Source organism: Lutibacter sp. (genome assembly GCF_021647475.1).
In the GTDB taxonomy this organism is placed as follows: Bacteria; Bacteroidota; Bacteroidia; order Flavobacteriales; family Flavobacteriaceae; genus Lutibacter.
The window spans coordinates 18,374-40,386 of the sequence record NZ_JAKIUR010000014.1 but is presented as its reverse complement, the minus strand read 5'-3'; the positions used below and the strand labels follow the sequence as shown (position 1 = coordinate 40,386).

Genomic DNA, 22,013 nt, shown 5'->3' with positions numbered 1-22,013 from the left:
GAAGTTAAAATGCAGCATTTATATTTGGACAACCACTGCTACGAGGTGCTTTGCATAAAAAATTCCATCCTAAAGAAATTTGATGATAACCTGCATCGTCAAATAATATAGCTCCAGTTTGTTTGGTATAGGTATAGGAAATCATATAATTTTTATAGTTAACACCAATTATTGGAGTAATATAATTCAGATCTTTTGTACCTGCATTATCAAAACTTTTTCTGTATGAAAATGCCGCCCAAAGTTGAGCGTTTGCAACATTTTTATAAACTTTCATATTAAAATCAGCAAATTTTTCACCAGTTCGTTCAATGGTTTGCATCATTATAGATGGTTCAAATTGCAAGTTTTTACCTTTACCAAAATAGTACCCAAGTGTAACTAAATATCTACGTAAATTAAGTGATTCATATTTGGGATTATACAAACTACGAGCATTTAACATAATATTTTTAGCCGTGAAATAAGAGAAAAATCCTTTATTATGATATGCCATTCCAAAATCTGCATTAAAATAACTTTCGCTTCTAACAATTTGAGAAATTACTGGATCTGGAATTACAAAAGTACTTTCATCTACGGAATTATTAACCGCCATTAATGATAATGCAAATGACAGTTGATTAACATCATCTGGCCTTCCCAAATTAATATGATAGGCAAAAGTGCCTTGAAAACCCTGTTGAGAATGATATCCGTTTTTATCATTAAACAAAATAAAACCGACGCCAATATTATCTCCTACTCTGTTGTGAACACTTAAGGTTTGTAATGATGGCGCATCCGTAATGCCTCCCCATTGGCTACGAGCCGTAACCCGTAATTTACCACAATTACCAATTCCTGCAGCGGCTGGATGCACTAAATACACATTATCCGATAAATAATCTGAATATATTGGCAACGTTTCTTGAGCTCTCCCCAAAAAAGAGCTTAAGCCTAAGAAAACAATTATAATTACACGTAAACTTTTCATCCAAAAAATTAAAAAACCAAAGATAAGGTTATATAATTAAACTCTTACACAAGTATTTTAGTATTTAAACCCTCTAAAAAAGAGAAAGTACTTCAGTTCTTTTTTCTTCATTTTTACCAATGTAAATAGTTATTTTTAAGTACTTCAATATTTTTAGCAAAGTATTTAAACGATAATCTTTTTCAGAATTATTAAGAGATACTACACTTCTAATTGCCGTTTTACTTAAATGAGTGCCATTTATTAATTCCGATTTTTTTATTCCATTAACTTCCATGGTTTTTAGAATTATCTTGGCAATTTGCTCTTTACTTTTTACTTCAGTTAAATTTATGGTTAACACTTTAATTAAAATTTACATTAACTCCTCTAATTTACAGATTTTTAACAAATTATACACTTTTTTTGAATGATTTTTCTCCAAACAAAATCTTAATTAACTAATTTCAATCTAAACTAAAAAACTCATAATAATAATTTCTAATACTCTTAGCTCGTAAAATACAACTCGTAAATGGGAAAATATTTAACAATAATTTTATAAAATAGAATAGTAAGCCTTAAAAAATTTAACGACCAACCTAACCAAATTATAATATAGTTAAATGAAAGCTTTAGTAATTTCTGGTGGTGGTAGCAAAGGTGCTTTTGCAGGTGGAGTTGCCGAATACTTAATAAATGTGAAGAGAAATAAATACGATATTTTTATTGGAACCTCAGTTGGAAGTTTATTAATTAGTCATTTAGCATTACAAAAAGTAACGGAATTAAAAACAATTTTTTCTAATATTAACAATAAAGATGTTTTTAATATATATCCGTTTAAAGTAAAAGAAGTTGATGGCGATTATAAATTAAAAATAAATCATTTTAATACTATTAGAGCATTTTTAAAAGGTTGCAGTACGTTTGGAGAAAGTAAAAATTTACGAAAACTGATTAAACGAGTACTTTCAAAAGATGATTTTGAAAAACTTAAAACTAAAGCACAAGTAATTTTTACTGTTTCAAATTTAACACAACAACAAGTTGAATATAAAACCGCACTTGAAAATAATTACGAAGATTTTTGTGATTGGATGTGGGCTTCTGCCAATTTTGTGCCTTTTATGAGTTTACTTAAAAAAAATGATTGTCAATATGCAGATGGAGGTTTTGGAAGTCATGTTCCTGTTTTAAAAGCCATTGAATTAGGTGCTTGTGAGGTAGATGTCATCATTTTAGATAGTCCAAAAACTACTGTTGAAAACTGTTTAGCAACTAATCCATTTCAAACCTTAGTTAGTGCGTTTAAGTTTATGTCTAATCAAATAGGCTTAAATGATGTACTAATTGGCAAATTAAAAGGAAGACAATCTAAAATTGATATCCGAATGTATAATTGTCCTGAAGACCTTACCAACAATCCGTTATTTTTTCATCCAAAGCAAATGACAACTTGGTGGGAAAAAGGATATAATTTTGCTAAAACAACACCTCCTGTTTGTCACTGTTTTATGCCAAACGGCAAAGTAAAACAAATAAAATCATAAAAAAATAACACAAATTTTTAAATGTGCTTGGCATCCAAAAAAATTTATATCTTTAGATGGTACAGATTATCTATTAACCAACATAGAAGATTCCTTATATGTTGGAAAAATGATTGTTGCTATTTGGTCTAAACAATATATTAAAAATTAATAAATTATAAAGAATGAAAGTTAGAAAAACATTTATCACTATTTCTATAATTACCTTAGTGATTATCGGATTAATTTCAATAAGCTGGAAACCAATCTTATGGAGCCTAGTACTTTTTGGACCATTAATTTTTATAGGTATTTCCGATATTCTACAAAAAAAACATACTATAAAAAGAAATTTTCCTGTTATAGGTCGCGGAAGGTATTTACTAGAGAAAATTCGTCCTGAAATCATGCAATATTTTGTAGAAACTGATATAGAAGGAAGACCAATTAATAGAATGTTTAGAAATTTAGTATATCAACGTGCAAAAAAAGCAAATGATACCGTTCCATTCGGCACTCAAATGGATGTATATAGAGAAGGATACGAATGGTTAGATCATTCTATGTATGCTTGTAATGATAATGATAAAAATGCTCATCCCAGAGTTAATGTTGGCAATCCAGATTGTAAAAAACCTTACAACGCAAGCCTATTAAATATTTCAGCTATGAGTTTTGGTTCGTTAAGTAAAAATGCAGTTTTAGCATTAAATAAAGGAGCCAAAGAAGGAAATTTCGCACACAACACAGGTGAAGGAGGAATAAGTCCTTATCATCTAAAACATGGAGGAGATTTAATTTGGCAAATAGGTACAGGTTATTTTGGTTGTAGAACTCATGATGGAAAATTTTGCGTAGATACCTTTACTAAAAAAGCAACCTTACCAAATGTTAAAATGATTGAAATTAAAATATCTCAAGGAGCAAAACCTGGACATGGTGGAATTTTACCAGCTATTAAAAATACCGAAGAAATTGCTGAAATTAGAGATGTTCCTGCTCATACCGATGTTAATTCTCCCCCTTCTCATTCTGCATTTACATCGCCAACAGAATTAATGAATTTTATAAAGCTATTACGAGATAAATCTGGAGGAAAACCAATAGGATTTAAATTATGCGTAGGTAAAAAAGAAGAATTTATAGATTTGTGTAAAGCCATGGTTTCCACAGGAATTAAACCCGATTTTATTACCGTTGATGGTGGCGAAGGAGGAACAGGAGCTGCTCCCGTTGAATTTTCTAATTCATTAGGAATGCCATTAAGAGACGGTTTAGCTTTTGTAACCGATACACTTATGGGATTCGATTTAAAAAAAGATATCAAAATTATTGCATCTGGGAAAATTTTTAGTGCATTTCATATTGCTCGTATTATTGCTTTAGGTGCTGATATGGTAAATAGTGCCAGAGCAATGATGTTAGCTATCGGCTGCATTCAAGCAAGAGAGTGCAATAATAATACTTGTCCAGTTGGTGTTGCCACCCAAAATAAATCTTTAATGAAAGGCCTAGATGTTGAAGATAAATCTATAAGAGTTGCTAATTTTCATCAGGAAACTTTGCTCAGTTTTAGTGAATTAATTGCCGCTACAGGAGTTGCTAATCCATCTCATTTAAAACGCCATCATATAAACAGAAGAATTAATATGAATACCGTTTTAAAATATGATGATATATTTCCATATACTGAAGTGGGAAGTTTGCTGTTTTCAACTAATAATTAAAGTACTGTTATAAAAAATTATATGAACGAGTTAACTATATTAACAAAATCTTTCGATAAAATTAAAAAATATTTAGAGGGTAACAAAGATACTAGCTTACCTATAGTTAAATTTAAAACCCCATCAGAATTAAAAGAAGTAATTAATTTTGAGATAGAAAAAAAAGGAGTTACCGAGCAAGATTTTTTAATGTTAATTGATAAGTATTTAGAATATTCCGTTAAAACAGGGAATAAACAATTTATGAATCAATTATATTCTGGTTTTAATTTCCCTGCATTTATTGGCGAAGTATTTACCGCTTTAGCAAACACATCTATGTACACTTATGAGGTTGCTCCTGTTGCTACGGCTATTGAAACTGAGATGATTCGCTTAATGAACCAATATACAGGTTATATAAATGGTGATGGAATTTTTGTGACGGGAGGAAGCAATGCCAATTTAATAGCTATGTTTTCTGCTCGAAATAAAATTTTACCTGAAAGTAGATTTGAAGGTTATGATAGAAATAAAAAATTAAAAGCCTTTGTGAGCGAACAAGCTCATTATTCTTTTGAAACTGCTGCCAATGTTTTAGGAATTGGCTCAAATAATGTGATTAAAATAAAATCAGATGCAAACGGAATACTACTTCCTTCAGAATTAGAAAAAGAAATAAAGAATTGCATTGATAACGGTGAAACTCCATTTTTTGTGGCTGCAACTTGTGCAACTACTTTATTAGGAGCTTATGATCCAATAGAGGAAATGGCTGAAATTTGTAAAAAATACAATTGTTGGTTGCACGCTGATGGTTCTTTTGGTGGTTCTTTAATTTTAAGCGACCAACATCGTTATTTAATGAAAGGTATTGAACAAACAGATTCTTTTGCATGGAATCCCCATAAATTAATGAACATTCCTTTAATTTGTTCTGTATTATTAGTAAAAAAAAGAGGAACATTACAACATAATATTACAGATATAAATACCGATTACATTTTTCATGATATTGATAAAATTGAAGATTTAGGTGAAAAATCCATTCAATGTGGACGTAGAGTGGATGCCGTAAAACTTTGGTTTGCTTGGAAATATTTTGGATTAGAAGGTTATCAAAAACGAATTGACAACTTAATTGTTATGGCAACTTATGCAGAAGAAGTTGTAAATAAGAATCCTAATCTAGAATTGTTGGTAAATCGCCAATCTTTTGCGGTTTGTTTTAGATTTATTCCTAAACATAAAATTAACTTAAATTCTTTTAATCTAGAACTTAGAGAAGCCATGCGTAAAAATGGAAAATCTATTGTAAACTATGGTTATATTGGTAAAACTTTAGCCATTAGATTAATTACAGCCAATGGAGAAATAAACAAAGCCGATATCGATTTATTTTTTAATAATTTATTAGAAACCGCGTCAAAACTTGAAAATAAAAATAAATTTGTTGCTTCTTAAAATAAAATATAGACTAAATTTTATTTTTAAAAAAAATTAGGTTCTATATTCCACTTGCTGAAACGCTTCTATCTATTTTTCGCATTAAACCTTGTAAAACCTTTCCTGGTCCAACTTCAATAAATTCAGTTCCTCCATCAGCAATCATTTGTTGAATGGTTTGAGTCCAGCGTACTGGAGTGGTTAATTGAGCTATTAAATTTTCTTTAATTTCAATAGGATTACTAACTGCTTTTGCAACTACATTTTGATAAATAGGACAAATTGGTTCGCTAAAAGTCGTATTTTCAATAGCATTAGCTAATTCTTCTCTAGCTGGTTCCATTAAAGGAGAATGAAAAGCACCACCAACAGGTAATTTTAATGCACGTCTTGCTCCTTTTTCAATTAGCAATTCGCAGGCTTTATCAATAGCATTTATTTCACCTGAAATAACCAATTGCCCAGGGCAATTATAATTTGCAGCAACCACAATACCGTCAATACTTTTACAAACGTCTTCAACAACTTTATCGTCCAATCCTAAAACAGCTGCCATAGTGGATTCTTGCATTTCACAAGCTTTTTGCATTGCCAATGCTCTTTTTGAAACTAAACTTAGTCCATCTTCATAGGATAAAACTTTATTAGCAACCAAAGCAGAAAATTCACCTAATGAATGACCTGCTACCATTTCTGGTTTAAAATCATCACCCAAAGTTTTTGCTAAAATTACAGAATGTAAAAATATGGCAGGTTGTGTTACTTTGGTTTGTTTTAATGCTTCAGCAGTTCCTTCAAACATAATATCTGTTATTGGAAACCCTAAAATTTTATTAGCTTGTTCAAAAAGTTTTTGTGCTAAAGAAGATTTTTCGTACAAATCCGATCCCATTCCTGTAAACTGTGCTCCTTGACCTGGAAAAATATATGCTTTCATGTAATTTATCTTATCTTAATTAAAACGCAAAAATAGAAATAATTTGTGATAGTCAAATTTTGAAGAAACTAAAAAATTAATTAACGGATAAAATAACCTTAAATCCTTCATTATTTCTCACATTAAACACTGTGCCATCTTCAAAAATTAAATATTGACCTTTAATCCCTTTTAATTTTCCTTTGTAAACGCCTTGTTTTTCAATATTTAAAGATTTAATTTTAGTTGGATATTGTAAAACTGGATAATTAATTTCCGTAATATGACCATTTTCTAAAAAGTAAGGTTTAGCTTCTGCAGGTATGTATTTTTTTAATTTTTCTCTTTCAACTTCTAAATCAGCAACAGCAATTTCATTTTTCAACATTTTTTGCCAATTTGTTTTATCCGCAACAAACTCTTTTAAAGCAATTTCTGTTATACCAGCCAAATATCTATTAGGAACCTCCACAATTTCAATAGCTTTAGTTGCTCCTTGATCAATCCATCTTGTGGGTACTTGGGTTTTTCTGGTTACTCCAACTTTTACATTACTTGATAATGCTAAATACACAATATGAGGTTGCAATTGCACTTCTTTTTCATAAGCTAAATCTCTATCTTCAATATTTAAATGTGCTTTACTTAACTCAGGTCTCATAATCCAATCCCCAACTTGTGCACTTTTATAAAAACAATCATAACAAAATCCTTGTCTATATATTTTTTTTTCTTTTCCACAGCATAAACATTGAGTTCCTTCAAAACTAATTTCAATTTCACGATCTAATAATTGGTTCATATTTAATATATGATTTTCAGTTATTTCATAATATTGAACCTTTTCCGAGATTTCGGTTATCATTTTTTTTAAAACTAATGGATATTGCATAAAAGTTTTTCTTAAATTTAACGTGATAAAGATACATTATAAAAAAATGGCATATCCAATAGTAAATTCAATTATTTCATGGTTTTTAAAAAAAAGAAAACTTCAAATGGAATTATTTTTAAAATATCCAAATGATGTTCAAAAAGAATTATTAAATAATTTACTTGAGTATGCTCAAGATACTGAAATTGGAAAAAAATATAATTTTTCTTCTATCAAATTTTATAAAGATTTTGCAGAAAAAGTTCCCCTTCAACAATACGAAACTATTGAGCCCTTAATTGAACGATCTAGAAAAGGGGAACAAAATATTTTTTGGCCAACTCCAATTAAATGGTTTGCAAAATCTAGCGGAACTACTAATGCAAAAAGTAAATTTATTCCTGTTAGCGATGAAGCTTTGGAAGATTGTCATTTAAAAGCAGGAAAAGATATGCTCTGTTTGTATTTTAATAATAATGAAGAAGCTCAATTATTTACCGGTAAAGGATTGCGATTAGGAGGAAGTAGTGCTGTTTATGAAGACAACAACTCTTATTTTGGTGATTTATCGGCAATAATTATTGAAAATTTACCTTTTTGGGCTGATTATAGCAGTGCACCAAAACAAGAAACTGCATTAATAAGTGAATGGGAAAGTAAAATAAAAGCCATTATTGATGAAACCGTTAATGAAGATATTACAAGTTTAGTTGGTGTGCCTTCTTGGATGTTAGTATTATTAAATAAGGTGCTTGAAAAAACTGGTAAAAATAATATTTTAGAAGTTTGGCCAAATTTAGAAGTTTATTTTCACGGAGGCGTAAATTTTAATCCATATCGTGAGCAATTTAAACAACTAATTCCTAAAAAGGATTTTAAATATTACGAAACCTATAATGCTTCGGAAGGTTTTTTTGCCATTCAAGATAAAAATGATTCCTTAGATTTATTACTCATGTTAGATTATGGAATTTTTTATGAATTTATTCCTATGGATAAATATGATGGCGAAAATTCTATTGCCATTCCGCTATCCAAAGTTAAATTGCATAAAAACTATGCTATGGTTATTACCACCAATGGCGGTTTATGGCGTTATTTAATTGGTGATACCATAAAATTCACTTGCCTAAAACCATATAGAATTAGAATTACAGGAAGAACCAAACATTTTATTAATGTTTTTGGTGAAGAATTGATGGTTGATAATGTTGAGAAAGCATTGCAACATGCTTGTTTACTAACTGGTGCTTTAGTTTTAGATTATACGGTTGCTCCTATTTTTATGAATTCAAAAGCAAAAGGTGGTCATGAATGGATGATTGAATTTAAAAAACAGCCTGAAAATTTGGAATATTTTACTGAATTATTAGATAATGCATTAAAAGCTGTAAACTCAGATTACGAAGCAAAAAGATATCATAATTTAACCTTAGCCATGCCTAAAATAAATATTGCAAAATCTGGATTATTCTACGATTGGTTAAAAAATAGAGGAAAACTTGGAGGTCAACATAAAATACCTCGTTTATCAAATTCAAGAGAATTTATGGAAGAACTTTTAGAAATGAGTCGTGTAAATTAATTTATTTTTTACGGTCAATAACATAACTTACCATAGTTATTAAAGAGTTTTTATAAGGTGAATCTGGATAAGAATTAAGTATTTCCATAGCTTTTAATTGATATTCTTTCATTTTTGATGTAGTATATTCAATACCTCCTTTTTCTTTCACAAAAGCAATTACTTCTTTAACTCGTTTTTTATCTCTGTTGTGATTTTTAACTGAATTAATTAACCATTTTTGTTCTTTTGGCTCACAATTATTTAAGGCGTAAATTAAAGGAAGTGTCATTTTTTGTTCTTTAATATCAATTCCAGTAGGTTTTCCTATTTTATCATTGGTGTAATCAAATAGGTCATCTTTTATTTGAAACGCAATGCCAATTTGTTCTCCAAATGTTCTCATTTTTTCTACTTCTTCCGTATTGCATCCCACAGAAGCGGCACCAATTCCACAACAAGCAGCAATTAATGTTGCTGTTTTTTGACGAATAATTTCAAAATAAACTTCTTCCGTAATATCTAATTTCCGGGCTTTTTCAATTTGCAATAATTCGCCTTCACTCATTTCCCTAACGGCAACGGATATCAGTTTTAAAATATCAAAATCACCATTATCAATTGAAAGCAATAAGCCTTTTGATAACAGAAAATCACCTACCAATACGGCAATTTTATTTTTCCATAAAGCATTTATTGAGAAAAATCCTCTTCGCATATTGCTATCATCCACAACATCATCATGCACTAAAGTTGCGGTATGTATTAACTCAATGATGGATGCTCCTCGATAAGTTCGTTCATTAAATTTACCATCAGAAACCATTTTTGCTACCAAAAAAACAAACATAGGTCGCATTTGTTTTCCTTTTCTTCTAACAATATAATGTGCAATTCTATTAAGTAATGGAACTTTGGTAGTCATTGCCTCTCTGAATTTACTTTCAAAGAGTTCCATTTCAGTTAAAATGGGTTGTTTTATTTGTTCTATTGGCTTCATTAAGATTTCAAAAATACTAAAAAAAAGATAGTTTAATTAACTTTTGTTTGCTAATTGCCCACACGCTGCATCAATATCTTTCCCTCTACTTCTTCTAACATTAACAATAATATCATTCATTTCTAAATTACTAACGTAGTCATTAATTACTTGGGGTTTTGCTTGCTTAAAATCACTATCATCAATTGGGTTGTACTCAATTAAATTCACTTTACAAGGTACGTATTTACAGAATTTAACCAGTGCATTAATAGATTCTTTATCATCATTTATTCCATCCCAAATTACATATTCATACGTAATTCTTCTTTTTGTTTTTGCATACCAATATTCTAAAGATTCTTTTAAATCTTTTAAAGGAAATGCTGCACTAAATGGCATTATTTTAGAGCGAATTTCGTCTATTGCTGAATGTAAGGAAACTGCTAAATTAAATTTTACTTCATCATCTGCTAATTTTTTAATCATTTTTGGCACTCCAGAAGTAGAAACCGTAATTCTAGTTGGTGACATTGCTAATCCTTCAGGTGATGTTATTTTTTCAATAGATTTTAAAACATTATTGTAGTTCATTAACGGTTCACCCATTCCCATAAACACAATATTTGATAATTTATGATGATGATACAATAAACTTTCTTTGTTAATGGCAGCCACTTGGTCATAAATTTCATCAGGATTCAAATTTCGCATTTTTTTTAAGCGAGCTGTAGCACAAAACAAACAATCTAATGTACAACCAACCTGACTTGAAACGCAAGCGGTTGTTCGTGTACCTGTAGGAATTAAAACTGATTCTACAATTAATCCATCATGTAATTTAATAGCATTTTTTACCGTGCCATCTTTACTTCGTTGCATTTTATCAACTTCAATATGGTTAATTACAAAATGATTATCTAATAACGTTCGAGTTTCAAGAGATAAGTTGGTCATCTCTTCAAAAGTATAAGCACTTTTAATCCAAAGCCATTCATAAACTTGATTTCCTCTAAAAGCTTTATCGCCTTCCGCTACAAAAAAGTTACGAAGCTGATCTTTAGTTAAAGCACGAATATCTTTTTTCTTATTCATTTTAAAATCTAGTTTATAAAATTATTCCCGCCAAAGCGGGAATATATTTTTTTTGAAAATAGTTAAGCTAATTAAATTATTAGCATCGCATCGCCATAAGAATAGAATTGATATTTTTCTTTAATAGCTTCTTTATATGCTTTTATTAAAAAGTCGTAGCCAGCAAAAGCAGCAGCCATCATCATTAATGTTGATTTTGGAGTATGAAAATTAGTTATCATACAATTTGCTATACTAAATTCATAAGGTGTAAATATAAATTTATTGGTCCAGCCATTATATGAATTTAAATGGTGATTTGTTGACACTGCACTTTCTAGTGATCTCATAACCGTTGTACCTACTGCACAAATTCGTCTTTTAGAATCAATTGCTTCGTTTACAATTTTTGCGGTTTCTTCAGAAACTAATGCTTTTTCAGAATCCATTTTATGCTTGGATAAATCTTCAACTTCTACACCGCTAAAAGTTCCTAAACCAACGTGAAGTGTAACTTCAGCAAAATCAATTCCTTTAATTTCTAAACGTTTCATTAAATGTTTAGAAAAATGCAAACCCGCAGTTGGTGCAGCAACGGCTCCTTCGTGTTTTGCATAAATAGTTTGATATCGCTCTTCGTCAGAAGCCTCTACAGGTCGTTTAATATATTTAGGCAATGGAGTTTCACCTAATTCTTGCAATTTTTTTCTAAATTCTTCATAGGAACCATCATATAAAAAACGTAATGTTCTACCTCTTGACGTAGTGTTATCAATAACCTCAGCAACAAGACTTTCATCTTCTCCAAAAAACAATTTATTGCCAATTCTAATTTTACGTGCTGGATCTACTAAAACATCCCACAATCTACTTTCAACATTTAATTCTCTTAATAAAAACACTTCAATTCTTGCTCCAGTTTTTTCTTTTACGCCAAACATTCGAGCAGGAAAAACTTTAGTATTATTTAATACCATTAAGTCACCTTCATCAAAATAATCAATTAAATCTTTAAACATTTTGTGTTCAATGGTTTGTTCTTTTCTGTTTAAAACCATTAAACGTGCTTCATCTCTATGTTCAGCAGGATATTCTGCCAATAACTCTTCTGGCAATTCAAATTTATAACGTGATAACTTCATGTATTTTTTTTAAAGAATGAGCGCAAATATACAACTTCAACATAGGGGTTGTCAAGTATTTAGGCATTTAAAATTTATTTTATTAAAAATTAGCGTGTAATTTTATCAAAATCATGCCAAAAATTAGGGTACGATTTTGAAACAACTTCATGATTTTCAACTTGTATAGATACCTTTAATGCCAACGGTGCAAATGCCATAGCCATTCTATGATCATTATACGTAGCTATAGAAATATTCTCTTTAATTTTAGTTGAAGAATGTATATGAATTGAATGGTTTGTAATATTAACTTTTCCACCTAATTTTTCAAGTTCCGTTTTTAGTGCAATTAACCTATCGGTTTCTTTTATTTTTAACGTGTGTAACCCTGTAAGATTACAGGAAATACCTAAACCAAAGCAAGTAACGGCTATGGTTTGAGCCAAATCTGGAGTATTTATTAAATCTAGCATTAAACTTTTAGGAGTTAATTTATTTATGTTCTTTAAAACAATAGTGTTTTCTTCAAAAACAGTTTCAACACCTAATTTTTTATAAATATCAACTAAAGTAGCATCACCTTGTAAACTGTTTTTTTTATAAGATGTTAGTTTTATTTTAGCGTTTGGAGATAAGGCAACCAAACTATAGAAATAGGAAGCCGAACTCCAGTCAGATTCTACCACAATCATTTTATTATCAATAGAAGATTGAGGAGTAACTTTAATTTCATTTTTAATCCAATGGTAATTAATATTAAGTTGATTCAACAAACCAAGTGTCATTTTAATATAAGGAATAGAAGTAACTTCACTCTTAAATTTTAGCTTAAGTCCGTTTGGTAATTTTGGAGCAATTAACAACAAAGCTGAAATATATTGGCTACTTATATTTCCTTCAATTTCGACCAAAGTTTTTGTTAACTTTTTTCCTGAAATTTTTAAAGGCGGAAATCCTTCCTTTTCTAAATATTGAATATCGGCTCCTAAAAAGTTTAAAGCATCTACTAAAATTTTTATTGGTCTGTTTTTCATTCTTTCAGAACCTGTAAGTATTACTTCGTTATTTTCTTTAGATGCAAAATAAGCCGTTAAAAATCGCATTGCCGTACCTGCATGACCAATGTTAATCTCAGGTAAATTGGTTTTTAAAGCATTTTGTAAAACCATTGAATCATCTGAAACAGAACTATTTTGTATTTTTAAATTAGGATATAATTGTTGCAAAATTAATAACCTGTTAGTTTCACTTTTAGATCCTGTAATTTGAATATTTCCAGAAATTAAAGTTGTTATTTTAGGTATTTTTTTTAGTTTCATAACTTATAAATAAAAGTCTACTTACTTTTTAATAAACTTATAATAAACCGCCATAAAAAGTCCGTAAAATAACGACATTATAATTAATCGTTCCAAAAAAGGAATCCAGTTACTATTAAAAAAATATTGTTGTAGCATTGCTGTAAAGCTTTGATTCATAATTATTGAAAAAATAATTTCAATAAAAAAAATAGATATTAAAAAAATGATTCCAAAGCGTAAAACTAATTTAAAGAACGGTTCTTTTTTGTAGGTTTTCATCTATTTTAATTTAGGGTTATTATGATGGCGGTTATGGTCTCGTTTTGTTTTAACATCCATTTTTTTATCAAAAGCACTTTGCAAATCTATTCCCGTTTGATTTGCTAAGCATAAAACTACAAAAACCACATCGGCAAGTTCTTCACCCAAATCTTTATTTTTATCACTTTCTTTTTCACTTTGTTCACCATAACGCCTAGCAATAATACGAGCAACTTCACCAACTTCTTCAGTTAATTGTGCCATATTGGTTAGCTCATTAAAATAACGGACTCCGTGTTCTTTAATCCAATTGTCAACTATACGTTGTGAGTTTTTTATATCCATAATGGTTTTTTTAAACTTATTTTCAAATATAGAAACTTATCTTAAGTTAGTTGCTTTTCAAAACCTTTAAAAATTCATCTCTTGAAATTTCATCGGCACCTAAATTTGCCAAATGATGGTTATACACTTGACAATCAATAAGTTTATAATTTTCTTTCTCTAATTTTTGAACTAAATAAATAAAAGCCAATTTAGAAGCATTACTTACTTTACTAAACATACTTTCTCCACAAAAAATTGTTCCTAAATCTATTCCGTATAATCCGCCAACTAATTTTTTGTCACATTGAGCGGAGTCGAAATGCTGCCAAACTTCCACTGATTTTGCTATGCCTTTTTTGTGCAAATTTATATAAGCTTGTTCCATTTCATCAGTAATCCAAGTTTCACCTTGGTCTGCAGCTCTAAAAATGTGTTTGCAATTATAAATCACCTCTTCAAAATTTTGATTAAAAGTAACTTTAAAATCTCCTTTGTTAATAACTTGCTTCATACTTTTTGAAATTTTCAAGTCTTTTGGAAACAACACCATCCTTGGATTTGGACTGTACCAAATAATTGGTTCACCTTGATTATACCAAGGAAAAATTCCACTTTTATAAGCTAAAAATAATCTTTCTACAGATAAATCTCCTCCAATAGCTAACGCACCATTTTTATCTGCAAAATGTACAGGCGGAAAATCAAGTTCATCTGAAAGTAAAAACATAGTTTAAATTTACATGAATTCTAAAAACAAAAAAAGAGAAAAGCAGTAAGCTTTTCTCTTAAATATTATTAAGTTATAATAATTAAAAAGGTAAATCGTCTGGTTCGTTTTCTTCTAAATTATTAGTTGTTTCAAAATTTTCAACAGGTGCCATTGGTGGAACTTCGTTTGAATTTTCAGCTTGTAAATTTTCAATTCTCCAACCTTGAATAGCATTAAAATAAACCGCTTCACCTTGTGGGTTTATCCATTCTCTTCCTGTTAAATTAATGGATATTTTAACGTCTTGATCTACTTTATAATTATTCAATAAATCACATTTATCCTGAACAAATTCAATTTTTAGCATTTGTGGATATTGATCATTTGTTGTTAAAATCATTTCTCTTTTTCTAAAACCACTTGTCCCAAAAGTTTTAGTTTCTTCAATTTTTTTAATTTTTCCTGTAACTTCCATTTTTTTAATTATTTCATTAAAAGTACTTTCCAAGCACTTATTACATCATTTTTCGCTAAAAAAGCTTTGGCAAATGTATGTTTTTTTACCTTATTTTCAATTAATAATTCAGGATGTTCTTTCGCAAACTTATTAACATCCTTTGGTTTAGGTAAACTATCTACATTTCCTAACATTCCTAAATCATTCCCCGTTAAAATTATACTATCTTTAATTTCTAAAGGAATTGCATCTACACCAATACCTAAAGAAGTCAATGGTTTCGGAATTTCAAAAAAACCTTCTTTTGCTCTTGAATACAAACTTCCACCAGCTCTAGCTACTAAATCTAATTTTTGTTGATTTATGGTTTCATCTTCATTTAAAAATTCTTTATGAATATGAAGTTTAATCACTTCACAAATAACTAAGTTTCCAGCTCCACCTTCATTTCCCAAGGCAATAACTTCATTTACTTTACATTCAAATTGAACGGGAGATTCTGCTACTCTAAAAGGTTTCACTTTATCTGATTTTAACATGGTAAAACCCGCTTTTTTAAATTCATTTACATCCTTGCCATATTCTGTACTCGCCAACGACATTTGATGTACCATTTTATAATTAACTACATTAATAACAACTTCTTTTGTTTTTAAAATATTTTCTAAAGTATGTTTTGTAGTGTTATCTCTTACTCTGCGAGCTGGTGAAAAAATTAGAATTGGCGGATTTGCACTAAAAACATTAAAAAAACTAAAAGGCGATAAATTAGGATTTCCTTCAGCATCAACAGTACTTGCAAATGCAATTGGACGTGGAGCAACAGCACTTAATAAGTAACCATGCAATTTTTTTGTGGATATATCTGAAGGATTAAAACTTATCATGTTATCATTTTTAACAAATGTAAATAAATCCATCTTAAAATAATAACCTTAATATTTTTTAGTTATACAAACAGATTTTATATTTGACTAATGGCTTCAACACAATACATCAAATTAATTAGAGGATTGGTAATTAGCACTTCGTTTATTATTGTTTCTCTGATATTATGGAACACCTATTCTTTTTTCCAGAAATTTAAAAAGGAAGAACGCTCAAAAATGGAAGTTTTAGCCATGGCTTATAAACATTTAAGCGTTGCCGATTTAAATGCTGATATTTCTTTAGAATATAAAATTATTGGGAATAACAGCAATATACCAATGATTATAACTTCTGAAAATGGGAAAATTACAGAATGGTCTAATTTAGATAAAAGAAAATCGAAAAAAACAGCTTATTTAAAAAAACAATTGGCTTTAATGAAAAGTCAGAATATACCAATAATAGTAAGCTATAAAGATAAAGTTAAAAATGAAACCATTCGGCTTTTTATTTATTACCGAAATTCAGATTTACTTACCAAGCTTAAATACTATCCAATTGCTTTAATTTTAATTTTAGTATTATTTACCAGTGCAATTTATCTATTTTTTAAATCGACCAAAGTTGCTGAGCAAAATAAACTTTGGACAGGTATGGCTAAGGAAACTGCTCATCAAATTGGCACTCCATTGTCTTCTCTTTTAGGTTGGATTGAAATTTTACGTTTAGAAAATGTAGATGAAAAAACAGTTGAGGAAATAGGAAAAGATGTTGAACGCTTAAATACAATTGCCGAACGATTTTCAAAAATTGGATCGGTACCGGAAGTTAAGGAACAAAATATTGTAACCATAACTAAAAATTCATTTGCTTATTTGCAAGCAAGAAGTTCAAAACAAGTTAATTTTAATTTTGAAAGTAGTGGTTCTGTAATTAAAGCCAAAGTAAACGAGCAATTATTTAGTTGGGTAATTGAAAATTTAGTTAAAAATGCTATTGATGCTATGGAAGGCAAAGGTGAAATTAATTTGAATATTAAGGAAACTTCTAAAAACATATTAATCACTATAGCTGATAATGGCAAAGGAATTCCTAAAAAACTACAACATAAAATATTTTCTCCTGGTTTTACAACAAAAAAACGTGGTTGGGGTTTAGGCTTGTCATTAGCTAAACGCATTATTGAAGATTACCATAATGGTAAAATTTACGTGCTTAATTCAGAAAATGGTAAAGGAACTACTTTTGAAATATCTTTAAAAAAATAACTGATTGTCCGTAATCTTACATAATGTCCGTCACCATGAAACAAGCCCGCCTGCTACTGGCAGGTTCAGGGTGACGTTGTTTTTTATTATTACTAATTACGGACATACAAAAAAATAATTATACTTTTTCAGATATTGCCTTTGCAATTGCTTCAAATTCTTTTGGCTCTAGTTTTACTTTTTTTGTAAATTGAATATCTTCCATTTTATTTAAAGGAATTAAATGTACGTGAACATGTGGTACTTCTAATCCAATAACAGCCATTCCAATTCTATCACAATCCATAACTTTTTTTTGAGCGATGGCTATTTTTCTTGAAAAGCTCATCAAGCTATTGTATAAACTTTCATCTAAATCAAATAACCGATTTACTTCTTTTTTTGGAACCACCAAAGTATGCCCTTTTGCATTTGGATTAATATCTAAAAAAGCAAAAAAATCATCGTTTTCGGCAATTTTATAAGAAGGTATTTCTCCCTTAATTATTTTAGTGAATATGGTACTCATAACTTTAGTTTTAATCAAAATTAAAAAACCCTTTTCAATAATCAAACTGAAAAGGGTTTAATTCATTTTATAGCTTAGCTTATGCTCTTGAAATATCTAAAACTTCAAACTTCATAATACCACTAGGCACTTGTATTTCTGCAATATCTCCAACTTTTTTACCTAGTAATCCTTTACCAATAGGCGAATTTACAGATAGCTTACCTTCTTTTATATTAGTTTCTGAATCAGCAACCAAAGTGTAGGTAAACTCCATTTTATTAGCTAAATTTTTTATTTTAACAATAGAATGGATTAATATTTTTGAAGTATCTAATAACGATTCATCAATAATACGTGCATTAGAAACCACTCCTTTTAGTTTTGCTATTTTTAATTCTAACAATGATTGTTCTTCTTTAGCCGCATGGTATTCTGCGTTTTCACTTAAATCTCCTTTATCACGTGCTTCACCAATAGCATTACTAATTCTAGGACGTTCCACATGCTCTAAATGCTCCAATTCCGCCCTTAGTTTTTTCATTCCTTCTTCAGAATAATATGAAATTTCACTCATAACTTATCATTTTAATAAAATACAAAAATCTCAATACTGAAACCAGAATGAGATTTAACACAAATGTACAAAATAATTGTAAATTGCAATCGTTAATCCGATAATACTAATATATAACCATGCGAAAGTTACTTTTATTATTTTTATTAACTTCTTTTTTTTCTTGCGAAAAAAACAACTCAAATGATATTTTACCAAATATTGATGTTAATGTGGTTTTAGATTTAAACTTACCCCAATATGTACAACTAAAAACACCAAGTGATTGGGTATATGTTCAAGGTGGTTTACAAGGAATTGTGGTTCAAAATACTGGAATTGGAAATCCACATTATAAAGCATTTGAACGAGCCTGTCCTAATAATGATTGTACAGTTCCTATGACTTTTGATGGTAGTTTAAAACTAAAATGTTCTTGTGATAATAGTGAGTATAGCATTATAGACGGCTCTCCACAAACTACTGGAAACATTCATTTTGCAAGGGAGTATAAAGTAAATGAAATAAATGAAAACACTTTAATAATTACCAATTATTAATTTAATACATCAATAGGATTGCTATTTTTGTAATCATTAAACGCAACTAACCATAAAACTAAAAAAATGTATAAAGTAGGTATTATTATGGGAAGCACTTCTGATTTTCCAATTATGAAACAAGCCGTTGAAATTTTAAAAGATTTTGGAATTGAAACTGAAATTGATGTAATTTCAGCTCATAGAGCTCCTGAGCAATTATTTAATTACGCAAAAAATGCACATACAAATGGCTATAATGTAATTATTGCTGGTGCTGGTGGTGCAGCACATTTACCAGGTGTTGTAGCTGGTTTGAGTCCGTTACCCGTAATTGGAGTTCCTATAAAATCGTCAAATTCAATTGATGGTTGGGATTCAATTTTATCTATACTTCAAATGCCAAGTGGCGTACCCGTGGCAACTGTTGCATTAAATGGTGCAAAAAATGCTGGTATTTTAGCGGCACAAATAATCGGCAGTTCTGATAAAAAAATGCAAAATAAAGTTATTGAGTTTAAAGAAGCTTTAAGAAATAAAGTTATTGAGGCAAATATTAACCTAAAAAACAGCTTATAAACGCACTGTTTTTTTTGGAGTAACTTTTTCTCCTTTTTTATTTTTAAAACTAAACCCTTCAACTAAGGTGTTTATTTTTAATCTTTTAGAGGTTATGATTTCTTTTGTTAGAGTTTTCATCATCATCATTATTTAATTTAAGTATTGATTTAACGCACCTCAGTTTTAATTATTATAAATTTTAACACTAAAATGAAGTACTAATTTTATGACTCCATTTAGCAATAAAAGTCACATCATAATAATATATTTGCTAATTCAAATTTGAATATAATTTAACCATGAATAATCCTCTTTTAGAAAATTTCAATACCCCATTTAATACAGCTCCTTTTTCAAAAATTAAAAATGAGCATTATAAACCCGCTTTTACCGAAGCAATAAAACTGGCTACCGTAGAAATTGATGCCATTTGTAATAACCCTAAAGTTCCTTCTTTTGAAAATACTATTGAAGCCTTAGAATTTAGTGGAGAAACTCTTACTAGAATATCAAGTATCTTTTTTAATATAAACAGTGCGGAAACTTCTGATGAAATTCAAAAAATAGCACAAGAAGTATCTCCTTTATTAACTAAATTTTCAAATGATATTACATTAAATGAAGAATTATTTAAGCGAGTTCAACTAGTTTATGATATAAAAGATGAATTAAATTTAACAAAAGAACAAAACACTTTACTTACTAATAAATATAAAAGTTTTGTTAGAAACGGAGCTAATTTAAAACCGAAAGAAAAAGAAGAATTACGGAAAATTGATACCAAATTAGCAAAAATAAAATTATCTTTTGGTGAAAATGTGTTAGCTGAAAACAATGCTTTTGAACTTCATATTACCAATAAAGAAAAACTTAAAGGTTTACCTGATTCAAGTCTAGAATTAGCTGAAATTACCGCAAAACAACGTAACAAAAAAGGGTGGGTTTTCACCTTAAATTATCCAAGTTACATTCCTTTTATGACTTATGCTGAAAACAGGAATTTAAGAAAAAAAATGGCTATTGCATTTGGAGCAAAAGCATTTCAAAACAATAAAAACGACAATCAAAAAAATGTATTATCAATTGTAAAACTTAGGTATAAAAGAGCAAATTTATTGGGTTATAAATCTCACGCCGATTTTGTTTTAGAAGAACGAATGGCTGAAAGCCCTAATAATGTAAAGACCTTTTTAAATGATTTATTAGAAAAAGCAACTCCAGCTGCTAATAAGGATTTTGATCTTTTAAAAAGTATTGCTAAAAAAGTTGGTGTTAATCAATTAGAAAAATGGGACAGTGCCTATTATGCTGAAAAACTTAAAAAACAATTATTTGATTTAGATCAAGAACTATTAAAACCTTATTTTAAATTAGAAAACGTCATAAATGGTGTTTTTAAAGTTGCTCAAAAATTATACGGTTTACATTTTGAAGAAATAAATACCATTGATACGTATCATAAAGATGTAAAAACTTTTAAGGTAACCGACAAATCCAATAATTTAATTGCAATTTTTTATGCCGATTTTTTCCCTAGAAAAGGAAAACGTGGTGGAGCTTGGATGACTTCCTTTAAAAATCAATGGATTAAAAATGGAGAAAATTCTAGACCGCATATATCTATCGTATGTAATTTTACGAAACCAACAAAAACAAAACCTTCTTTATTAACTTTTAACGAAGTAACCACATTATTTCATGAGTTTGGTCATGCATTGCATGGCATGTTAGCGAACACAACTTATCCTAGTTTATCAGGGACTAGCGTATATTGGGATTTTGTTGAGTTGCCAAGTCAAATCCTTGAAAATTGGTGTTATGAAAAGGAAACATTACAGTTATTTGCTAAACATTACCAAACAAATGAACTCATTCCAATGGAATTGGTAAAAAAAATAAAGAAATCTTCAAACTTTTTAGAAGGAATGCAAACCCTTCGTCAACTAAGTTTTGGGATTTTAGATATGCAATGGCACTCCAAAAACCCAACTAAAATAACTTCTGTGAAAGAATTTGAAACTATTGCCTTTAAAAACACACAACTTTTTCCAGATGTAAAAGAAAATTGTATGAGCACCTCATTTTCACATATTTTTCAAGGTGGATATTCTTCAGGATATTATTCCTATAAATGGGCAGAAGTTTTAGATGCTGATGCATTTTCTTATTTTTTAGAAAATGGCATTTTTAATACTGAAATTGCAGAAAAATTTAAAATTAATATTTTAGAAAAAGGAGGAACAGAAAAACCGATGGATTTATACTTAAAATTTAGAGGTAAAAAACCGACTATTAATGCTTTATTAAAACGTGCTGGATTAAAAAAATAGTTCATAAACCATTCAATTTTAGTAGATTTCAAGTTAAAATCTGCTTTTTTCATGTCCTTTTTACATTATAAAATACATTTTTCCATAGATAAATGGTGTGTTTTTATATAATAAATTATATTTTATAACATATAAAAAGCTTATTTTATCCATTATTCAGCGTATTTTTATAAATAA

Annotated in this window: 24 protein-coding genes; 8 read left to right on the top strand and 16 right to left on the bottom strand. The window is 29.2% G+C overall.

Annotated elements, in window-relative coordinates; all coding sequences use genetic code 11:
- Positions 1-4 precede the first annotated feature (4 nt).
- Both L3J60_RS05155 and L3J60_RS05150 read right to left on the bottom strand, forming a co-directional pair.
- Positions 5-976 carry a type IX secretion system membrane protein PorP/SprF gene (locus tag L3J60_RS05155; RefSeq protein WP_291974424.1) on the bottom strand — a complete coding sequence of 324 codons (972 nt, stop codon included), beginning with the start codon at positions 974-976 and terminating at the stop codon, positions 5-7.
- A gap of 73 nt (positions 977-1,049) precedes the next feature.
- Entirely contained in the window at positions 1,050-1,319 is a 270-nt protein-coding gene (locus L3J60_RS05150; RefSeq protein ID WP_291974423.1) for a hypothetical protein, read from the bottom strand.
- Positions 1,320-1,581: 262 nt separating this feature from the next.
- Here L3J60_RS05150 and L3J60_RS05145 point away from each other — a divergent pair, with 262 nt between their 5' ends.
- The 3 genes from L3J60_RS05145 (at position 1,582) to L3J60_RS05135 (ending at position 5,657) form a co-directional block, all read left to right on the top strand.
- Entirely contained in the window at positions 1,582-2,508 is a 927-nt protein-coding gene (locus tag L3J60_RS05145) for a patatin-like phospholipase family protein (RefSeq protein ID WP_291974422.1), read from the top strand.
- 164 nt (positions 2,509-2,672) lie between these two features.
- Complete coding sequence (locus L3J60_RS05140) at positions 2,673-4,214, top strand: FMN-binding glutamate synthase family protein (RefSeq protein WP_291974421.1); 1,542 nt, start codon at positions 2,673-2,675, stop codon at positions 4,212-4,214.
- 21 nt (positions 4,215-4,235) lie between these two features.
- Complete coding sequence (locus tag L3J60_RS05135) at positions 4,236-5,657, top strand: pyridoxal-dependent decarboxylase (RefSeq protein WP_291974420.1); 1,422 nt, start codon at positions 4,236-4,238, stop codon at positions 5,655-5,657.
- 43 nt (positions 5,658-5,700) lie between these two features.
- Here the strand turns inward: L3J60_RS05135 and fabD are convergent, their stop codons facing one another.
- Complete coding sequence (gene fabD, locus L3J60_RS05130; RefSeq protein ID WP_291974419.1) at positions 5,701-6,576, bottom strand: ACP S-malonyltransferase; 876 nt, start codon at positions 6,574-6,576, stop codon at positions 5,701-5,703.
- Positions 6,577-6,652: 76 nt separating this feature from the next.
- On the bottom strand, positions 6,653-7,447 hold the full coding sequence (locus L3J60_RS05125) for a DUF2797 domain-containing protein (RefSeq protein WP_291974418.1): 795 nt from the start codon (positions 7,445-7,447) through the stop codon (positions 6,653-6,655).
- Between the two features lie 46 nt (positions 7,448-7,493).
- On the opposite strand from L3J60_RS05125, the gene L3J60_RS05120 reads away from it, so the two are divergent.
- The gene (locus tag L3J60_RS05120; protein ID WP_291974417.1) at positions 7,494-9,014 is read left to right on the top strand and encodes a GH3 auxin-responsive promoter family protein; all 1,521 of its coding nucleotides are present in this window, start codon (positions 7,494-7,496) and stop codon (positions 9,012-9,014) included.
- 1 nt (position 9,015) lies between these two features.
- On the opposite strand, the gene L3J60_RS05115 is transcribed toward L3J60_RS05120, so the two are convergent.
- From L3J60_RS05115 to L3J60_RS05075, 9 genes are all read right to left on the bottom strand, one after another.
- A complete protein-coding gene (locus L3J60_RS05115) occupies positions 9,016-9,993 on the bottom strand; it encodes a polyprenyl synthetase family protein (protein WP_291974416.1) in 978 nt (325 codons plus the stop codon).
- 36 nt (positions 9,994-10,029) lie between these two features.
- On the bottom strand, positions 10,030-11,067 hold the full coding sequence (rlmN, locus tag L3J60_RS05110; protein ID WP_291974415.1) for a 23S rRNA (adenine(2503)-C(2))-methyltransferase RlmN: 1,038 nt from the start codon (positions 11,065-11,067) through the stop codon (positions 10,030-10,032).
- 71 nt (positions 11,068-11,138) lie between these two features.
- The gene (queA, locus tag L3J60_RS05105; RefSeq protein WP_291974414.1) at positions 11,139-12,188 is read right to left on the bottom strand and encodes a tRNA preQ1(34) S-adenosylmethionine ribosyltransferase-isomerase QueA; all 1,050 of its coding nucleotides are present in this window, start codon (positions 12,186-12,188) and stop codon (positions 11,139-11,141) included.
- A gap of 89 nt (positions 12,189-12,277) precedes the next feature.
- Positions 12,278-13,489 (bottom strand): 3-phosphoshikimate 1-carboxyvinyltransferase, encoded by a 1,212-nt coding sequence (locus tag L3J60_RS05100; protein WP_291974413.1) that lies wholly within the window; start codon positions 13,487-13,489, stop codon positions 12,278-12,280.
- Between the two features lie 21 nt (positions 13,490-13,510).
- Positions 13,511-13,750, bottom strand: a complete 240-nt coding sequence (locus tag L3J60_RS05095) for a hypothetical protein (RefSeq protein ID WP_291974412.1) — start codon at positions 13,748-13,750, stop codon at positions 13,511-13,513.
- Positions 13,751-14,077: a nucleotide pyrophosphohydrolase gene (locus tag L3J60_RS05090; protein WP_291974411.1), complete on the bottom strand. Its 327-nt coding sequence runs from the start codon at positions 14,075-14,077 to the stop codon at positions 13,751-13,753.
- Positions 14,078-14,123: 46 nt separating this feature from the next.
- Positions 14,124-14,786, bottom strand: coding sequence for a leucyl/phenylalanyl-tRNA--protein transferase (aat, locus tag L3J60_RS05085; protein ID WP_291974410.1), 663 nt, complete (start codon positions 14,784-14,786; stop codon positions 14,124-14,126).
- A gap of 82 nt (positions 14,787-14,868) precedes the next feature.
- The gene (locus L3J60_RS05080) at positions 14,869-15,243 is read right to left on the bottom strand and encodes a DUF3127 domain-containing protein (RefSeq protein ID WP_291974409.1); all 375 of its coding nucleotides are present in this window, start codon (positions 15,241-15,243) and stop codon (positions 14,869-14,871) included.
- 8 nt (positions 15,244-15,251) lie between these two features.
- Entirely contained in the window at positions 15,252-16,112 is an 861-nt protein-coding gene (locus tag L3J60_RS05075; RefSeq protein ID WP_291974408.1) for a flavin reductase family protein, read from the bottom strand.
- 90 nt (positions 16,113-16,202) lie between these two features.
- Between L3J60_RS05075 and L3J60_RS05070 the strand changes: the two genes are divergently transcribed.
- Positions 16,203-17,363 (top strand): HAMP domain-containing sensor histidine kinase, encoded by a 1,161-nt coding sequence (locus L3J60_RS05070; protein WP_291974407.1) that lies wholly within the window; start codon positions 16,203-16,205, stop codon positions 17,361-17,363.
- Positions 17,364-17,481: 118 nt separating this feature from the next.
- Here the strand turns inward: L3J60_RS05070 and L3J60_RS05065 are convergent, their stop codons facing one another.
- Both L3J60_RS05065 and greA read right to left on the bottom strand, forming a co-directional pair.
- Entirely contained in the window at positions 17,482-17,871 is a 390-nt protein-coding gene (locus L3J60_RS05065) for an HIT family protein (RefSeq protein ID WP_291974406.1), read from the bottom strand.
- Positions 17,872-17,950: 79 nt separating this feature from the next.
- Positions 17,951-18,427, bottom strand: coding sequence for a transcription elongation factor GreA (gene greA, locus L3J60_RS05060; protein ID WP_291974405.1), 477 nt, complete (start codon positions 18,425-18,427; stop codon positions 17,951-17,953).
- Positions 18,428-18,546: 119 nt separating this feature from the next.
- Here greA and L3J60_RS05055 point away from each other — a divergent pair, with 119 nt between their 5' ends.
- Positions 18,547-18,966, top strand: a complete 420-nt coding sequence (locus tag L3J60_RS05055; protein ID WP_291974404.1) for a hypothetical protein — start codon at positions 18,547-18,549, stop codon at positions 18,964-18,966.
- 66 nt (positions 18,967-19,032) lie between these two features.
- Positions 19,033-19,524 (top strand): 5-(carboxyamino)imidazole ribonucleotide mutase, encoded by a 492-nt coding sequence (gene purE, locus L3J60_RS05050; protein WP_291974403.1) that lies wholly within the window; start codon positions 19,033-19,035, stop codon positions 19,522-19,524.
- On the opposite strand, the gene L3J60_RS05045 is transcribed toward purE, so the two are convergent.
- On the bottom strand, positions 19,519-19,644 hold the full coding sequence (locus L3J60_RS05045; RefSeq protein ID WP_291974402.1) for a hypothetical protein: 126 nt from the start codon (positions 19,642-19,644) through the stop codon (positions 19,519-19,521). The genes purE and L3J60_RS05045 overlap by 6 nt on opposite strands.
- Before the next feature lie 161 nt (positions 19,645-19,805).
- On the opposite strand from L3J60_RS05045, the gene L3J60_RS05040 reads away from it, so the two are divergent.
- Positions 19,806-21,836, top strand: a complete 2,031-nt coding sequence (locus tag L3J60_RS05040; RefSeq protein WP_291974401.1) for a M3 family metallopeptidase — start codon at positions 19,806-19,808, stop codon at positions 21,834-21,836.
- Positions 21,837-22,013 lie beyond the last annotated feature (177 nt).

Excerpts from the sequence above, each read along its gene's own strand:
- L3J60_RS05155 (WP_291974424.1), bottom strand. The coding sequence starts at position 976 with ATGAAAAGTTTACGTGTAATTATAATTGTTTTCTTAGGCTTAAGCTCT.
- L3J60_RS05140 (WP_291974421.1), top strand. The coding sequence starts at position 2,673 with ATGAAAGTTAGAAAAACATTTATCACTATTTCTATAATTACCTTAGTG.
- L3J60_RS05115 (WP_291974416.1), bottom strand. The coding sequence starts at position 9,993 with ATGAAGCCAATAGAACAAATAAAACAACCCATTTTAACTGAAATGGAA.
- L3J60_RS05065 (WP_291974406.1), bottom strand. The coding sequence starts at position 17,871 with ATGAGTACCATATTCACTAAAATAATTAAGGGAGAAATACCTTCTTAT.
- L3J60_RS05080 (WP_291974409.1), bottom strand. The coding sequence starts at position 15,243 with ATGGAAGTTACAGGAAAAATTAAAAAAATTGAAGAAACTAAAACTTTT.
- fabD (WP_291974419.1), bottom strand. The coding sequence starts at position 6,576 with ATGAAAGCATATATTTTTCCAGGTCAAGGAGCACAGTTTACAGGAATG.
- L3J60_RS05095 (WP_291974412.1), bottom strand. The coding sequence starts at position 13,750 with ATGAAAACCTACAAAAAAGAACCGTTCTTTAAATTAGTTTTACGCTTT.
- L3J60_RS05125 (WP_291974418.1), bottom strand. The coding sequence starts at position 7,447 with ATGCAATATCCATTAGTTTTAAAAAAAATGATAACCGAAATCTCGGAA.
- L3J60_RS05045 (WP_291974402.1), bottom strand. The coding sequence starts at position 19,644 with ATGAAAACTCTAACAAAAGAAATCATAACCTCTAAAAGATTAAAAATA.
- L3J60_RS05145 (WP_291974422.1), top strand. The coding sequence starts at position 1,582 with ATGAAAGCTTTAGTAATTTCTGGTGGTGGTAGCAAAGGTGCTTTTGCA.
- L3J60_RS05070 (WP_291974407.1), top strand. The coding sequence starts at position 16,203 with ATGGCTTCAACACAATACATCAAATTAATTAGAGGATTGGTAATTAGC.
- L3J60_RS05090 (WP_291974411.1), bottom strand. The coding sequence starts at position 14,077 with ATGGATATAAAAAACTCACAACGTATAGTTGACAATTGGATTAAAGAA.
- purE (WP_291974403.1), top strand. The coding sequence starts at position 19,033 with ATGTATAAAGTAGGTATTATTATGGGAAGCACTTCTGATTTTCCAATT.
- aat (WP_291974410.1), bottom strand. The coding sequence starts at position 14,786 with ATGTTTTTACTTTCAGATGAACTTGATTTTCCGCCTGTACATTTTGCA.
- queA (WP_291974414.1), bottom strand. The coding sequence starts at position 12,188 with ATGAAGTTATCACGTTATAAATTTGAATTGCCAGAAGAGTTATTGGCA.
- greA (WP_291974405.1), bottom strand. The coding sequence starts at position 18,427 with ATGAGTGAAATTTCATATTATTCTGAAGAAGGAATGAAAAAACTAAGG.
- rlmN (WP_291974415.1), bottom strand. The coding sequence starts at position 11,067 with ATGAATAAGAAAAAAGATATTCGTGCTTTAACTAAAGATCAGCTTCGT.
- L3J60_RS05120 (WP_291974417.1), top strand. The coding sequence starts at position 7,494 with ATGGCATATCCAATAGTAAATTCAATTATTTCATGGTTTTTAAAAAAA.
- L3J60_RS05075 (WP_291974408.1), bottom strand. The coding sequence starts at position 16,112 with ATGATAAGTTTTAATCCTTCAGATATATCCACAAAAAAATTGCATGGT.
- L3J60_RS05055 (WP_291974404.1), top strand. The coding sequence starts at position 18,547 with ATGCGAAAGTTACTTTTATTATTTTTATTAACTTCTTTTTTTTCTTGC.
- L3J60_RS05135 (WP_291974420.1), top strand. The coding sequence starts at position 4,236 with ATGAACGAGTTAACTATATTAACAAAATCTTTCGATAAAATTAAAAAA.
- L3J60_RS05100 (WP_291974413.1), bottom strand. The coding sequence starts at position 13,489 with ATGAAACTAAAAAAAATACCTAAAATAACAACTTTAATTTCTGGAAAT.
- L3J60_RS05040 (WP_291974401.1), top strand. The coding sequence starts at position 19,806 with ATGAATAATCCTCTTTTAGAAAATTTCAATACCCCATTTAATACAGCT.